13 protein-coding genes are annotated in these 14,215 nt (G+C 64.0%); 5 read left to right on the top strand and 8 right to left on the bottom strand.

The genetic code is table 11. From position 1 onward, the window contains the following. Positions 1-35: 35 nt before the first annotated feature. On the top strand, positions 36-2,078 hold the full coding sequence (paaZ, locus tag ACM26W_RS20035) for a phenylacetic acid degradation bifunctional protein PaaZ (protein WP_416138711.1): 2,043 nt from the start codon (positions 36-38) through the stop codon (positions 2,076-2,078). 158 nt (positions 2,079-2,236) lie between these two features. Here paaZ and ACM26W_RS20030 read toward each other — a convergent pair whose 3' ends face one another. The 8 genes from ACM26W_RS20030 to ACM26W_RS19995 form a co-directional block, all read right to left on the bottom strand. After that, positions 2,237-2,617 carry a hypothetical protein gene (locus ACM26W_RS20030; protein ID WP_416138710.1) on the bottom strand — a complete coding sequence of 127 codons (381 nt, stop codon included), beginning with the start codon at positions 2,615-2,617 and terminating at the stop codon, positions 2,237-2,239. A 186-nt stretch (positions 2,618-2,803) separates the two neighbouring features. Beyond that, complete coding sequence (locus ACM26W_RS20025; RefSeq protein ID WP_416138708.1) at positions 2,804-4,099, bottom strand: TRAP transporter large permease; 1,296 nt, start codon at positions 4,097-4,099, stop codon at positions 2,804-2,806. Further along, a complete protein-coding gene (locus ACM26W_RS20020) occupies positions 4,092-4,646 on the bottom strand; it encodes a TRAP transporter small permease (RefSeq protein ID WP_416138707.1) in 555 nt (184 codons plus the stop codon). Before ACM26W_RS20020 ends, ACM26W_RS20025 begins: the two co-directional genes overlap by 8 nt. A gap of 31 nt (positions 4,647-4,677) precedes the next feature. Further along, entirely contained in the window at positions 4,678-5,727 is a 1,050-nt protein-coding gene (locus ACM26W_RS20015) for a TRAP transporter substrate-binding protein (RefSeq protein ID WP_416138709.1), read from the bottom strand. Positions 5,728-6,119: 392 nt separating this feature from the next. Next, on the bottom strand, positions 6,120-6,551 hold the full coding sequence (locus ACM26W_RS20010; protein ID WP_416140931.1) for a MarR family winged helix-turn-helix transcriptional regulator: 432 nt from the start codon (positions 6,549-6,551) through the stop codon (positions 6,120-6,122). A 114-nt stretch (positions 6,552-6,665) separates the two neighbouring features. Next, positions 6,666-7,961: a TRAP transporter large permease gene (locus ACM26W_RS20005; protein ID WP_416138708.1), complete on the bottom strand. Its 1,296-nt coding sequence runs from the start codon at positions 7,959-7,961 to the stop codon at positions 6,666-6,668. Next, positions 7,954-8,508 (bottom strand): TRAP transporter small permease, encoded by a 555-nt coding sequence (locus ACM26W_RS20000; RefSeq protein WP_416138707.1) that lies wholly within the window; start codon positions 8,506-8,508, stop codon positions 7,954-7,956. The genes ACM26W_RS20005 and ACM26W_RS20000 overlap by 8 nt, the downstream gene beginning before the upstream one ends. Before the next feature lie 27 nt (positions 8,509-8,535). Next, positions 8,536-9,591 (bottom strand): TRAP transporter substrate-binding protein, encoded by a 1,056-nt coding sequence (locus tag ACM26W_RS19995; RefSeq protein ID WP_416138706.1) that lies wholly within the window; start codon positions 9,589-9,591, stop codon positions 8,536-8,538. Positions 9,592-9,883: 292 nt separating this feature from the next. Here ACM26W_RS19995 and ACM26W_RS19990 point away from each other — a divergent pair, with 292 nt between their 5' ends. From ACM26W_RS19990 to hmgA, 4 genes are all read left to right on the top strand, one after another. Further along, positions 9,884-10,852: an MBL fold metallo-hydrolase gene (locus tag ACM26W_RS19990; RefSeq protein WP_416138705.1), complete on the top strand. Its 969-nt coding sequence runs from the start codon at positions 9,884-9,886 to the stop codon at positions 10,850-10,852. 77 nt (positions 10,853-10,929) lie between these two features. Continuing rightward, positions 10,930-12,654 carry an FAD-dependent oxidoreductase gene (locus ACM26W_RS19985; protein WP_416138704.1) on the top strand — a complete coding sequence of 575 codons (1,725 nt, stop codon included), beginning with the start codon at positions 10,930-10,932 and terminating at the stop codon, positions 12,652-12,654. Next, a complete protein-coding gene (locus ACM26W_RS19980; RefSeq protein WP_416138703.1) occupies positions 12,641-12,880 on the top strand; it encodes a DUF2783 domain-containing protein in 240 nt (79 codons plus the stop codon). The genes ACM26W_RS19985 and ACM26W_RS19980 overlap by 14 nt, the downstream gene beginning before the upstream one ends. Before the next feature lie 14 nt (positions 12,881-12,894). Then, positions 12,895-14,205: a homogentisate 1,2-dioxygenase gene (gene hmgA, locus ACM26W_RS19975; RefSeq protein ID WP_416138702.1), complete on the top strand. Its 1,311-nt coding sequence runs from the start codon at positions 12,895-12,897 to the stop codon at positions 14,203-14,205. The last annotated feature ends 10 nt before the right edge of the window (positions 14,206-14,215 follow it).

The following is a 14,215-nucleotide window of genomic DNA, read 5'->3' as shown; positions in this document are numbered from 1 at the left end:
CGTAACCAGGTCAATTTTTTCACTGGGAACGCTTAATGTCAGTCCTTCAGAGTTACATTGCCGGCCAGTGGTTGGGTGAAACCCCCGCCAAGGCCCTGCCAAGCGCTATCAACGGCGACACCATTGCTCATACCCACGAGGAAACCATCGACTTTGCGCAAGCCGTCGAATATGGCCGCAACACCGGTGTGAAGAGCCTGCTGGCGCTGGACTTCCAGCAGCGCGCGGCCATCCTCAAAGAGCTCGCTATTTACATTCAGGGGCGCAAGGAAGAGCTGTACGCCATTTCCTATCATACCGGCTGCACTCAGGCGGATTCCGGGATCGACATCGATGGCGGTTTCGGCACCCTGTTCACCTACGCCTCCACCGGTCGCAAGGAACTGCCCTCCGGCAACGTGGCCCATGAAGGCCCAGTGACTCAACTAGGCAAGAACAACCACTTCAATGGCACTCACATCCTGGTGCCCCGCCGTGGTGTCTCGGTGCACATCAACGCCTTCAACTTCCCCATCTGGGGCATGCTGGAGAAATTCGCCCCGGCGTTCCTGGCGGGCATGCCCTGCATCTTCAAACCGGCGACCGCCACCAGCTACCTCACCGAAGCCGCGGTTCGAGTTATCAACGACTCCAGCCTGCTGCCCGAGGGTGCACTGCAACTGATCATCGGTGGCACCGGTGACCTGCTGGACCGGCTGGAGGAGCAGGACTTCGTCACCTTCACCGGCTCTGCAAGCACCGCCCTGAAGTTGAAGAGCCACCCCAACATCATGGCGAAGAGTATCCCCTTCAATGCCGAGGCGGATTCCCTCAACAGCGCCATCCTGGCTCCGGATGTAAGCCCTGAAGATGAGGAGTTCGGGATCTTCGCCAAGGAAGTGGTTCGGGAAATGACCGCCAAGGCCGGCCAGAAATGTACCGCGATTCGCCGGGTCCTGGTGCCGGCCGAGCACCTGGACGCCCTGGCGGACACCATCAAGGGGCGGCTGTCCAAGATCGTCGCGGGTGACCCGAAAGAGGAAGGCGTGCGCATGGGCGCCCTCGCATCCAGCGATCAGCTCCGGGACGTTAACGAGGCCATCGACCGACTGCTGGAAACCAGCGAATGTGTCTTCGGCAAGGATGGCAGCTTCAAGCCCGTGGGCCAGGGCGTCGACAACGGCGCCTTCATCGCCCCCCACTTATTGATCAGCCGCAACCCGCTGCAAGACGGTGGTGCTCATGACCTCGAGGCCTTCGGCCCCGTAGCCACACTGATGCCCTACAACGGCATTGACGAGGCACTGACCTTAGCCGCCAAGGGCAAGGGAAGCCTGGTGACCACCCTCACTACCAGGGACCCCGCCATCGCCGCACAAATGATCCCGGTACTGGCGGCCCAGCATGGCCGCCTGCAGATCCTCGACGCGGAAGCCGCCAAGGAATCCACCGGCCACGGCTCCCCGCTGCCCATGCTCAAGCACGGCGGCCCGGGGCGTGCCGGCGGAGGAGAAGAGCTGGGGGGCATCCGGGCGGTTCATCACTATCTTCAACGCACCGCCATCCAGGGCTCCCCGACCATGGTGGCCGCGGTGACCCGCGAATACGTTCGTGGCGCCAAAGTCGTCGAAAACGACGTCCATCCGTTCCGCCGCCATTTCGATGACCTTCAGGTGGGCGAATCCCTGCTGACCCACCGCCGTACCGTCACCGAAGCCGACATCGTCAACTTCGGCTGCCTCTCCGGCGACCACTTCTACATGCACTTTGACGACATCGCCGCTCGCAAGACTCAATTCGGCCAACGCATCGCCCACGGCTACTTTGTACTGTCGGCTGCTGCCGGCCTGTTCGTCTACCCGGGTGAAGGGCCTGTGCTGGCCAACTATGGCCTGGACACCCTGCGCTTCATCACCCCGGTCGCCCCCGGCGACACCATCCGAGCCCGCCTGACCTGCAAGCGCAAGATCGATCAGGGCCGCACCTCTCCCGAAGGTCACCCTCAAGGCGTGGTCGTATGGGACGTGGCCGTGACCAACCAGGATGACGAGCTGGTGGCCAGCTACGACATTCTGACACTGGTGGCGAAGCAACAGTAAGGCTTCGGCAAGGGGAACCGGGGGCTCATCGCGCCCCCGGCCTCCCCCTGCCTGTGACTTTTCCTCCGCCCCCCTTCCCCTTTTTCTCGGCGCCATGGCTCATGACGGCCTCGGCCCTGAGGGATGGGGGGACTCATTCTCCCCCCAGCTGCCTCCCCCTAGGCACCTTGGCCCATGAAGGCCTCAGCGTTGGGGCAGAAGCTACGACAGGCCTCGGCGTCGACATGGTTGCGCATCGCCTGCCAGCATCGGCCGACCGCCTCGCACCGGTTGCAGCTCGCCTCCAGACCCGCCAGCTCCTCCTCAGCCATAGCGGCCGGGCTCACCGCGAAGGTCGTCATCATCGCCGGCATCAGTACCTCGGAGGGCCGGAAGTCAGTCACCCGGCAATCATCCAGACTTCGCGCCATCGCCCGCTCCAGGGGTGGGCTCAGCGGCTGTTCCAGGTCACGGGCCAGATCGTCAAGTGCCTCGGGGGCGTGGCGGCGAAGCTCGCGGACCACGCGCTCCCCCTGAATGTAATCAGACAGCCTTTCCATTTGTATATCTCCTCATTGGGTATCACCTATTGCGTACTTTCAGGATAGCGCAAAGGAAATCGCCCTGATTTGACGGGAGTCAATTCAGGGCGATTTTAGATACATAATTAATTATGTTATCTATTATTGCGTATCGCTTTTTATATTGGCAAAAGGGAGGCCCCGCGATGGCGCCTCGAATTCACGTCAATAGAGCAGCTGGGGCAGGAACAGCACGATCACCGGGAAGATCAACACCAGCAGCGCCCGTATCGTCCCCGCCACCCAGAACGGCGTCACCCCGCGGAAGATCGTCCCCGTCGCAACGTCCGGTAACACCGCCCGCAGCACGAAGACGTTCATCCCCACCGGCGGCGTGATCAGACTGATCTCGATCACGATCACCACCAGGATGCCGAACCACACCAGGTCGTAGCCCAGCCCCGCTACCACCGGGAAGAATACCGGCACCGTCAGGAGCATCATCGACATGCTCTCGAACACGCAGCCCAGCACCACGTAGATGGCGATGATCACCAGAATCACCACGAAGGGCGCCACGTTCAACCCGTTGACCAGCGACAGCAGGTCATTGGGCAGCCCGGCCCGGTTGACGAAGTTGGCAAAGATCAGCGCCGTCAGCACCACCGCAAACAGCATCGCCGTGGTGCGCACCGTGTCCATCAGCACGGCCATCAGCACCCGCGGACTCAGCGCCCGGCGCGTCAGGGCAATCAGGAAGGCGCCCATGGCGCCGATGCCCGCCGCCTCGGTGGGGGTGAACACCCCCAGGTAGATGCCGCCGATCACCAGCACGAACAGCGCCAGGGTGCTGCCCACGCTCTTCAGTGCGGCAAAGCGCTCCGGCCACGGCACCCTCTCCGCCGCCGGGCCGGCGCTGGGGTCGCGCCACAGCACCCACTTCACCGCCCCCAGGTAGAGGAAGATCCCCAGGATGCCGGGAATGAAGCCGGCCGCGAACAGCTCGCGGATACTGGTCTCGGTGAGGATGCCGTAGATCACCAGCATCACGCTGGGCGGGATCAGGATCCCCAGGGTGCCGCCGGCGGCAATGGAGGCCGCGGCCAACGAATCCTTGTAGCCGTACTTGCGCATCTGCGGCATGGCCACGCGCCCCATGGTGGCACAGGTGGCCAGGCTCGAACCGCAGATGGCGCTGAAGCCGCCGCAGGCGACGATGGTGGCCATGGCCTGGCCGCCCTTGCGGTGGCCCAGGAAGCCGTTGGAGGCACGAAACAGCGCGTCCGACAGCCCCGCATGGGAGACGAAGTTGCCCATCAGGATGAACAGCGGGATCACCGACAGGCCGTAGTCCATGGCGGTATCCACCACCCGGCGGGCGGCCATCGCCTCGGCGGCGGCCCAGTTACCGGTCAGGTAGTAGAAACCGACGAAGCCGATGATGCCCATGGCGAACGCCAGTGGCACCCGCAGGAACACCAGGACCAGCAGCGCGGCGAAGCCGTAGAGTGCTTCAGTCATGGGTCCCTCCCCGTTCTGTAGAGGGACTCAGCGGACCGCCCTGCTTGACCACCTTGAGCCCTTCCAGCAGGTAGAGCACCGCCCGGGCCAGGGTCAGTAGCGCCGACAAGGCCAGCATGGTCGCGATCAGTCCGATCAGGTAGCCGCGCGGGATACGCAGGAATTCGGTCACATCACCCCAGTCGAAGGCGCGCTCGGCCAGCGCCCAGACACGCTGGGCCATGGCCCACAGCGCCACCGTGACCACCAGGTTGACGACCACCTCGCGCACCCAGATCAGCCGAACGGGAAAGATGGCATCGAGCAGGTCCACACTGACGTGCTCCTGGCGCCAGCACACCACCGGCAGCGACAGGAACACCAGCGCCGCCAGCATCAGCTGGGTCAGCTCCACGGCGCCGAGAATCGGCGAATTGAAGAAGTAGCGGCCGCTCACGTCTGCCGTGGTCAGCAGCATCATGCCGAAGAGGGTGGCACCCGCCACCCCCTCCAGTGTCAGCTGCAGGACCCGGCCGACGCGCGTCGCGCGTGTCGTCAGGGTTTGCATGGTCACGCTCCATGTGGCGACAGTGCTTCGCTTACCTCAGATCGTCCGGGACAAGCGCACCCACACTGTCGTCCTCAGCTGCAGCGGAGAGTTGCTCGCGGAAATACTCGATGGCCGCCAAGGCGTCGACGTCTTGGTTATTGGCGGCCCACTCGGCGATCATGTCGTCGCTGATGCCACGCAGGGTCTCGAGATCGTCGCTGCCAAGCTCGGTAAAGGTGTGACCCTGTTCCTCGGCAAAGTCGACGCCGCGTACGTCCGAGACATCCATCATGTAGCCGAACAGGCGCGACAGGCGCTCGCCGGAGACTTCCTCGACGGCCTCACGATCCTCTGCTGACATCTGGTCCCAGATCATCGGGTTGACCACGATGGTGAAGCTGCCGCGGTAGAAGCCACCATCAACCTTGAGGGTATAGGGGAAGATCTCGGCCACACGGAAGCTACGCAGGCCTTCGGGCACCAGCATGGCACCGTCGATGACCCCCTGAGAGCCCGCCTCATAGACGCCGGTGGGCGGCAGGGCCACGCCGGTCAGTTCCAGTGCGTTGGAAAGATCCCCCATCACACCGCCGCCGACGCGGATGCGCTTGCCCTTGAGGTCCTCCAGAGTTTCGTAATGCTCATTGCTGAAGATCCAGCCCGGGCCGTGCACGCCGGCAGCCACCACATCGACGCCGCGATGCTCGCCGGCCTCGGCCAGATACTCCTGGTGGGTGCGCCAGTAGGCGGCAGAGGCATTCTCGGAGGAGAACTCCTCGAAGGTGGGAAACTCCGGCAGTTTGGTCAGCACGAAGCGGCCGGTATTGTAGCCATGGAAGACCCAGGTGGCATCGGCGATACCGTCGGCTACCATCTCCATCTGGGAGGCGGGCGGGCCCAAGTCATGCACGACATCGACGGTCACGCGACCCTCGGTGGCCTCTTCGATCCACGCCTTCCAGGTCGGCCAGACCATGGTGTTGATGCCATGGTTGGGACCTGCCCAGGTGCTGACCGTGATGGTGGTCTGGGCCAGTGCGGACGTGCTCATGATGGCGGCAGTCAGGGTGCCGATCATCAGGCCTGTTGTCTTGTACATTGTTAAGCTCCTCCGTCGTCGCGGGCGGCTGGCATATTCATCGGGTAGCAGGGAGGGGTTTCCAGGCGGAATAATGCGATACATTAATGGTCAATATCCGCCGCAACAGGAAACACGTTCTGTCATACAATGCCTCTATCAGCACCCTGCACGCAATCCAATCACGACCAATAGCCAATACAACTTAAGTCTTAACATAAATAAATGTTTTAAAATCATAATGTTACTCATGGTGGCGAGGAGGCATCACCTGGGGTTACCGGCCATGAGCATGCCACCTTCCCGCCGAAGAATCTTGTTACGCCAGATAGCCTGCAAATAAAAAACCGGCAACATGTCGTTGCCGGCTGCGGGGCAGAGGCCCGAGGAAAGACGCTCACAAGATAGGGGTATCAGCCGATGCGTTCGAGCTGCCGTTCGAGCTTCCTCATCACGTTGAGCAGATCGCGATACTCGCCGGCGCTCAGTGTGGCCACCAGCTCGGCTTCCCAGGCCTGGGCCTCAGGCACCAACTTGGCCAGCAGCGCCTGGCCCGCCTCGGTGAGATTCAAGTCATGCAGCCGCTGGTCCCGCGGCGAGGGGGTGCGGGTGATAAACCCCCGCTCCTCCAGTGCCTGGATAGCCCGCGAGACTCTCGCCTTGTCCATGTTGGTATAGGCGCAGACCTTCTTGGCCGTCAGGTCATCGCAGTGGCTGAGCCAGGCCAGCACCCGCCATTGCGCCACATTGATCTGATAACGCTCGGCGTAAAAGCCAGCCAGCGCCTGACTGATCTGGTCCGCCAGGCGATTGAGCCGATACGGCAGGAACTGATTGAGATCCATCTCATACTTGGCAGACACGCTCTCCGGATCGGTAACCTGTCCCGCGACCTCTTCCGACTGGGGCACTGGCTTACTCTCCATCATGGGACCTCCGTCTCGTTATCCGGACACTATCTAATAGAGCAGCTGGGGCAGGAACAGCACGATCACCGGGAAGATCAACACCAGCAGCGCCCGTATCGTCCCCGCCACCCAGAACGGCGTCACCCCGCGGAAGATCGTCCCCGTCGCAACGTCCGGTAACACCGCCCGCAGCACGAAGACGTTCATCCCCACCGGCGGCGTGATCAGACTGATCTCGATCACGATCACCACCAGGATGCCGAACCACACCAGGTCGTAGCCCAGCCCCGCTACCACCGGGAAGAATACCGGCACCGTCAGGAGCATCATCGACATGCTCTCGAACACGCAGCCCAGCACCACGTAGATGGCGATGATCACCAGAATCACCACGAAGGGCGCCACGTTCAACCCGTTGACCAGCGACAGCAGGTCATTGGGCAGCCCGGCCCGGTTGACGAAGTTGGCAAAGATCAGCGCCGTCAGCACCACCGCAAACAGCATCGCCGTGGTGCGCACCGTGTCCATCAGCACGGCCATCAGCACCCGCGGACTCAGCGCCCGGCGCGTCAGGGCAATCAGGAAGGCGCCCATGGCGCCGATGCCCGCCGCCTCGGTGGGGGTGAACACCCCCAGGTAGATGCCGCCGATCACCAGCACGAACAGCGCCAGGGTGCTGCCCACGCTCTTCAGTGCGGCAAAGCGCTCCGGCCACGGCACCCTCTCCGCCGCCGGGCCGGCGCTGGGGTCGCGCCACAGCACCCACTTCACCGCCCCCAGGTAGAGGAAGATCCCCAGGATGCCGGGAATGAAGCCGGCCGCGAACAGCTCGCGGATACTGGTCTCGGTGAGGATGCCGTAGATCACCAGCATCACGCTGGGCGGGATCAGGATCCCCAGGGTGCCGCCGGCGGCAATGGAGGCCGCGGCCAACGAATCCTTGTAGCCGTACTTGCGCATCTGCGGCATGGCCACGCGCCCCATGGTGGCACAGGTGGCCAGGCTCGAACCGCAGATGGCGCTGAAGCCGCCGCAGGCGACGATGGTGGCCATGGCCTGGCCGCCCTTGCGGTGGCCCAGGAAGCCGTTGGAGGCACGAAACAGCGCGTCCGACAGCCCCGCATGGGAGACGAAGTTGCCCATCAGGATGAACAGCGGGATCACCGACAGGCCGTAGTCCATGGCGGTATCCACCACCCGGCGGGCGGCCATCGCCTCGGCGGCGGCCCAGTTACCGGTCAGGTAGTAGAAACCGACGAAGCCGATGATGCCCATGGCGAACGCCAGTGGCACCCGCAGGAACACCAGGACCAGCAGCGCGGCGAAGCCGTAGAGTGCTTCAGTCATGGGTCCCTCCCCGTTCTGTAGAGGGACTCAGCGGACCGCCCTGCTTGACCACCTTGAGCCCTTCCAGCAGGTAGAGCACCGCCCGGGCCAGGGTCAGTAGCGCCGACAAGGCCAGCATGGTCGCGATCAGTCCGATCAGGTAGCCGCGCGGGATACGCAGGAATTCGGTCACATCACCCCAGTCGAAGGCGCGCTCGGCCAGCGCCCAGACACGCTGGGCCATGGCCCACAGCGCCACCGTGACCACCAGGTTGACGACCACCTCGCGCACCCAGATCAGCCGAACGGGAAAGATGGCATCGAGCAGGTCCACACTGACGTGCTCCTGGCGCCAGCACACCACCGGCAGCGACAGGAACACCAGCGCCGCCAGCATCAGCTGGGTCAGCTCCACGGCGCCGAGAATCGGCGAATTGAAGAAGTAGCGGCCGCTCACGTCTGCCGTGGTCAGCAGCATCATGCCGAAGAGGGTGGCACCCGCCACCCCCTCCAGTGTCAGCTGCAGGACCCGGCCGACGCGCGTCGCGCGTGTCGTCAGGGTTTGCATGGTCACGTCTCCGCAGGTCGAAAGAAGTTACTGACTCACAACACGGTCGGCGATGCGCTCACTCTCGGCCGCCTCGACCAGCTGTTCACTGAAGTAGGCGATAGCCGCCATGGCATCCACGCCGCGATCCGCAACGGCCGCCGACCAGTCGGCCAGCAGTTCTTCGTTGATGTCACGCAGCCTGTCGACATCGGCGTCTGAAATCCGGGTAAAGGTATTGCCCTGCTCCTCGGCAAACTCCACGCCGCGAGCGTCCACGACGTCCATCATGTAGCCGAACAGGCGCGACAGGTGCTCGCCGGAGACTTCCTCGATGGCCACGCGGTCCTCGGGCGAGATCTGGTCCCAGAACATCGGGTTCATGGCGATGGCGAAGCTGCCGCGATAGAAGCCGCCGTCCACGGTCAGGGTGTGGGGCAGCACCTCGGCCACGCGGAAGCTACGCAACCCTTCCAGTGACAGCATGGCGCCGTCGATGACCCCCTGGGAGGCCGCTTCATAGACGCCGGTGGGTGGCAGGGCCACGCCGGTCAGGCCCAAGGCATTGGAGAGATCACCCATGATGGCCCCTCCCACCCTCACACGAAGGCCTGCCAGGTCATCGAGGCCCTCGACGTGATTGCGGGTAAAGATCTGGCCGGGCCCATGTACGCCCACGGCCACCACGTCGATGCCGCGATGCTCGCCGGCGGCGGCCAGGTACTCCTGGTGGGTGCGCCAGTAGGCGGCGGAGGCGTCCTCTGAGGTGAAGTCCTCGAAGGTGGGAAACTCGGGCAGCTTGGTCAGTTCGAAGCGCCCCGGGTTGAAACCATGAAAGACCCAGGTGACATCGCCGATGCCGTCGGCAACGATCTCCATCTGTGCAGCCGGCGGCCCCATGTCGTGGACCACCTCGAGGGTCACGCGGCCCTCGGTGGCCTCCTCGATCCAGGCCCCCCAGGTGGGCCAGACAAGCGTATTGATACCGTGGTTGGGTCCCCCCCAGGTGCTGACGGTGAGCGTGGTCTGGGCCAAGGCCGGCAGGCTGAGTGCCATGCTGGTGACCGCCACGGTACCGAGGGTCAGGCGAGCGAACTTGTTCATTGCTGTGCTCCTAGATCGTCACGGGAGATTGTTATGGTCGCCACCTTGCCGGCAGACAGTCTCCTGTGCAACTAATTTGCGCTGTCAAGCACCTAGACTTAGGTATGAATTTCCAGGAAAAACGTTGATCTGAAGCAGTTTTTTAGCGCCCCTCGGCGTTGTCATTGGCGAGGAGTCGCTCGACAGGCTGGACATCTAGTTTCAACAGCAACTATGCTCGCTCCACACAGCTCGCCCAAACAACAGTAACGCGTCGCTAAACCGTGACGACCCCGACGAGACCGGAGACACCATGAGCAAGAAGTTCGCATCCCATGCCGACACCGAAGAGAAGCAGATCAGCTTCGAAAAGCTGGCCGAGGGCCTCTACGCCTACACCGCCGAGGGCGACCCCAACACCGGCATCGTGATCGGTGACGACAGCGTGATGGTCATCGACACCCAGGCCACCCCGATCATGGCCCAGGACGTGATCCGCCGGATCCGCGAAGTCACCGACCTGCCGATCAAGCACGTGGTGCTGACCCACTACCACGCCGTGCGCGTGCTGGGCGCCTCCGCCTACAACGCCGAGAACATCGTCGCCAGCCAGCACACCTACGACCTGATCGTCGAACGCGGCCAGCAGGACTACGAGTCCGAGGTCGGCCGCTTCCCGCGCCTGTTCAAGGGCGTCGACTCCGTGCCCGGCCTGACCTGGCCGAACATCGTCTTCCAGGAAGAGTTGACGGTCTACATGGGCAAGCGCGAGGTGCGCATCATCCATCTCGGCCGCGGCCACACCAAGGGCGACACCATCGTCTGGCTGCCCGAGGAGAAGGTGATGTTCTCCGGCGATCTGGTCGAGTACGGCGCCACCCCCTATACCGGCGACGCCTATCACGAATACTGGCCCGCCACCCTGGACCGCCTGCAGGCCATGGCCCCTCAGAAGCTGGTGCCGGGCCGCGGTGATGCCCTGCAGACTCCCGAAAAATGCCAGGAAGCGATTCAGGGCACCCGCGACTTCCTCAATGACATGTACGAGAGCGTCAAGGCGGGCAAGGCCGCCGGCAAGTCGCTCTCCGAGTGCTATGCCGAGACCTACGCCCTGCTCAAGCCGAAGTACGGTCACTGGGTGATCTTCGATCACTGCGTGCCCTTCGACATCACCCGCTGCTATGACGAGGCGGGCGGCGAATACCCGGATCCGCGCATCTGGACCGCCGAGCGCGACAATGACATGTGGCACTCGCTGCAGGACGTCGTCGAGAACCAGTAAGCGTCCCCAAAGACCCTCCTCAGGACCGTGACCGGCCGTCGGGTGAAGCGCATCCGGCGGCGCCATGGGAGTATTGCATGCCAACGACCCACAACAATCCCGTCTACCCGTACCGACGCCCGCCCGAACTGGACAGCCAGGAGGTGCGCCACTGCCCGGTGGTGATCGTCGGCGCAGGCCCCTCGGGCCTGACTGCCGCCATCGACCTGGCCCTGCAGGGCATCGACAGCGTCCTGCTGGACGACAACAACACCGTCAGCGTCGGCTCGCGGGCGATCTGCTTCGCCAAGCGCACCCTGGAGATCATGGACCGCTTGGGCTGTGCCCAGCCGATGCTCGACAAGGGGGTGACCTGGCAACGTGGCCGCGTCTTCTTCCAGGAGCGCGAGGTCTATGACTTCAACCTGCTGCCCGAGCAAGGTCACCGCGTGCCGGCCTTTATCAACCTGCAGCAGTACTACCTCGAGGAGTACCTGGTCGACCGCGCCGCCGCACTCCGTGAGCACATCGACCTGCGCTGGCTGAACAAGGTCACCGCGGTGGACAGCCGACCGGACCAAACGGTGGTAACGGTGGCCACCGAGGATGGTGACTACCGGCTGAGTTGCGACTACCTGCTGGTGGCCGACGGCGCCAACAGCAAGATCCGTGATCAGCTCGGCCTGGAGTGCAAGGGGCAGGTGTTCCAGGACCGTTTCCTGATCGCCGACGTGGTGATGAAGGCCGACTTCCCCACCGAACGCTGGTTCTGGTTCGACCCGCCCTTCCACCCAGGCCAGTCGGTGCTGCTGCACAAGCAGCCGGACAACGTCTGGCGCATCGATTTCCAGCTGGGCTGGGACGCCGACCCCGAGGAAGAGAAGAAGGAGGAGAACATCCGCCCCCGCGTGCAGGCGATGCTCGGGGCGGATGTGGAGTTCGAGCTGGAGTGGGCCAGCGTCTACACCTTCCGCTGCCGCAAGATGGATGACTTCATCCACAACCGGGTGTTCTTCATGGGCGACGCCGCCCACCAGGTCTCGCCCTTCGGGGCTCGCGGCGCCAACGGTGGCGCCCAGGGCATCGATAACCTGGCCTGGAAGCTGGCCAGGGTGATCAAGGGACAGGCCCCCGCGGCGCTGCTTGAGACCTACAACACCGAGCGCCAGCACGGGGCGGGCGAGAACATCCTCAACTCGACCCGGGCCACCGACTTCATCACCCCCAAGAGCCGAATCAGCCGGCTGTTCCGCGACACCACCCTGGAGCTGGCGGAGCAGTATCCCTTCGCCCGCAGCCTGGTCAACAGCGGCCGCCTGTCGATGCCCTGCCGCTACGAGGACTCGCCGCTCAATGGCCCCGATGCCGAGGGGATGCCCGCCGACCTGCGCCCCGGCACGCCAGCCAAAGATGCCCCCATCCGCCTGGATGGCCAGAGCGCCTGGCTGCTCAACCAGTTGGGCAACCGCTTCGTGCTGCTGCTCGGCGGCCGACTGCCGACCAACGAAGCCGAGGCTCGGGCACCGGAACTGGCGGCCCTGCTGGAGGAGCAACCCGACCTGGACCTGCTCGTGCTCGGCCCCGCCTCCCAGGCGCTGATCCAGCTGCCACGCACCACCCTGATCGAGGATGCCGAGCGCCGGGTCGATGACCGCTACGGCCTGACCCCGGGAGCCGCCTACCTGATCCGCCCCGACCAGCACGTGACGGCCCGCTGGGCCGATTGTCGTCGCGAGGCAGTCAACCACGCCATCGATCGCGCTCTGGGCAAGCAGCTTGCTCCTCTTTCCCAACTTCAGGGAGGCCGCCATGCACCGGCTTGAACTGTCCCCCAACTTCAGCGACCCGGATGCCTTCTACGCCACGCTCACCGACCTGCACCGTGAGCGCAGCGAGGCCGAGAGCGAACGCATCAACGCCCGGCTGATCCTGCTGCTGGCCAATCATATCGGTGAGCAGCGGGTGCTGGAGGAAGCGCTGGCCATTGCCGGTCAGGCCACCGAGCTGGCAGCGGCACAAGGCCAGTCAGCCCAACAAGAACAGTACTGAAAGAGGATATGCCCATGACTACCGAAACGCTTGAGTACCAGAGCGGTTTCAGAAACCATTTTTCGACCGAAGCCCTGCCCGGCACCCTGCCCGAGGGTCAGAACTCCCCTCAGAAATGTGCCTACGGGCTCTATGCCGAACAGCTGACCGGCTCGGCCTTCACGGCACCACGCCACCAGAACCTGCGCAGCTGGCTCTACCGCATCCGCCCGTCCGTGGTACAGAGTGCCTACCAGCCGCTGGAGAAGCGTCAGGTGCACACCTCACCGCTGGCCAAGCCCGCTGCCGATCCCAACCAGATGCGTTGGGATCCGGCCCCGCTACCCTCTGAGCCCACCGACTTCATCGACGGCCTGCTGACCATCGCCGTCAACGGGGATGCCGGCGCCCAGACCGGCGTGGGCGTGCATGTCTACGCCTTCAACCAGGACATGACCGACCGCTTCTTCTACACGGCGGATGGTGAGATGTTGTTCGTCCCGCAGCTGGGCTCACTCCGCCTGCGCACCGAGTTCGGCGAGATCGACGTGGCCAACGGCGAGATCGCCGTGATCCCCCGCGGCGTCAAGTTCCAGGTGCGCCGCGCCGCCGGCGTCGAGGCCGCTCGCGGCTATATCTGCGAGAACTACGGTAGCCCGATGGAGCTGCCCGGCCTGGGCCCCATCGGCGCCAACGGCCTGGCCAACCCGCGTGACTTCCAGAGCCCGATGGCCGCCTTTGAAGACCTCGAGGGTGACTTCTCGCTGGTGGCCAAGTTCTCCGGTCGATTCTGGGAGACGCGCCTCGGTCACTCGCCGCTGGACGTGGTGGCCTGGCACGGCAACAACGCACCCTACAAGTACGATCTGGCCCACTTCAACACCATCAACACGGTCAGCTTCGATCACCCCGACCCGTCGATCTTCACCGTGCTGACCTCGGCCTCCGACACCCCCGGGATGGCCAACCTGGACTTCGTGATCTTCCCGCCGCGCTGGATGGTAGCCGAGAACACCTTCCGCCCGCCCTGGTTCCATCGCAACCTGATGAGCGAATTCATGGGGCTGGTCCACGGCGAATACGACGCCAAGGCGGAGGGCTTCCTGCCGGGTGGTGCCAGTCTGCACAACTGCATGTCGCCCCACGGCCCGGATGCCGAAACCTTCGAGAAGGCCTCTAACGCCGAGCTCAAGCCGCAGTACATGGGTGATACCTTGGCGTTCATGTTCGAGAGCCGCTACGTCTTCCATCCCACCGAGGCGGCGCTCGAGGCGGACTACCGCCAGCGCGACTACGTGGACGTCTGGTCGACCCTGCGCTCGCACTTCGATCCGAAGCAGCCCTGAGCGGTCACAA

This window comes from Halomonas sp. HK25 (assembly GCF_047795635.1).
Lineage (GTDB): Bacteria > Pseudomonadota > Gammaproteobacteria > Pseudomonadales > Halomonadaceae > Halomonas.
The sequence above is the reverse complement of the archived record's forward strand: the minus strand, read 5'-3'. Positions and strand labels throughout refer to the sequence as shown.

What these genes read in the sequence shown, in the direction of transcription:
- paaZ (WP_416138711.1), top strand. Translation starts at nt 36, where the DNA reads ATGTCAGTCCTTCAGAGTTACATTGCCGGCCAGTGGTTGGGTGAAACC.
- ACM26W_RS20030 (WP_416138710.1), bottom strand. Translation starts at nt 2,617, where the DNA reads ATGGAAAGGCTGTCTGATTACATTCAGGGGGAGCGCGTGGTCCGCGAG.
- ACM26W_RS20025 (WP_416138708.1), bottom strand. Translation starts at nt 4,099, where the DNA reads ATGACTGAAGCACTCTACGGCTTCGCCGCGCTGCTGGTCCTGGTGTTC.
- ACM26W_RS20020 (WP_416138707.1), bottom strand. Translation starts at nt 4,646, where the DNA reads ATGCAAACCCTGACGACACGCGCGACGCGCGTCGGCCGGGTCCTGCAG.
- ACM26W_RS20015 (WP_416138709.1), bottom strand. Translation starts at nt 5,727, where the DNA reads ATGTACAAGACAACAGGCCTGATGATCGGCACCCTGACTGCCGCCATC.
- ACM26W_RS20010 (WP_416140931.1), bottom strand. Translation starts at nt 6,551, where the DNA reads ATGGATCTCAATCAGTTCCTGCCGTATCGGCTCAATCGCCTGGCGGAC.
- ACM26W_RS20005 (WP_416138708.1), bottom strand. Translation starts at nt 7,961, where the DNA reads ATGACTGAAGCACTCTACGGCTTCGCCGCGCTGCTGGTCCTGGTGTTC.
- ACM26W_RS20000 (WP_416138707.1), bottom strand. Translation starts at nt 8,508, where the DNA reads ATGCAAACCCTGACGACACGCGCGACGCGCGTCGGCCGGGTCCTGCAG.
- ACM26W_RS19995 (WP_416138706.1), bottom strand. Translation starts at nt 9,591, where the DNA reads ATGAACAAGTTCGCTCGCCTGACCCTCGGTACCGTGGCGGTCACCAGC.
- ACM26W_RS19990 (WP_416138705.1), top strand. Translation starts at nt 9,884, where the DNA reads ATGAGCAAGAAGTTCGCATCCCATGCCGACACCGAAGAGAAGCAGATC.
- ACM26W_RS19985 (WP_416138704.1), top strand. Translation starts at nt 10,930, where the DNA reads ATGCCAACGACCCACAACAATCCCGTCTACCCGTACCGACGCCCGCCC.
- ACM26W_RS19980 (WP_416138703.1), top strand. Translation starts at nt 12,641, where the DNA reads ATGCACCGGCTTGAACTGTCCCCCAACTTCAGCGACCCGGATGCCTTC.
- hmgA (WP_416138702.1), top strand. Translation starts at nt 12,895, where the DNA reads ATGACTACCGAAACGCTTGAGTACCAGAGCGGTTTCAGAAACCATTTT.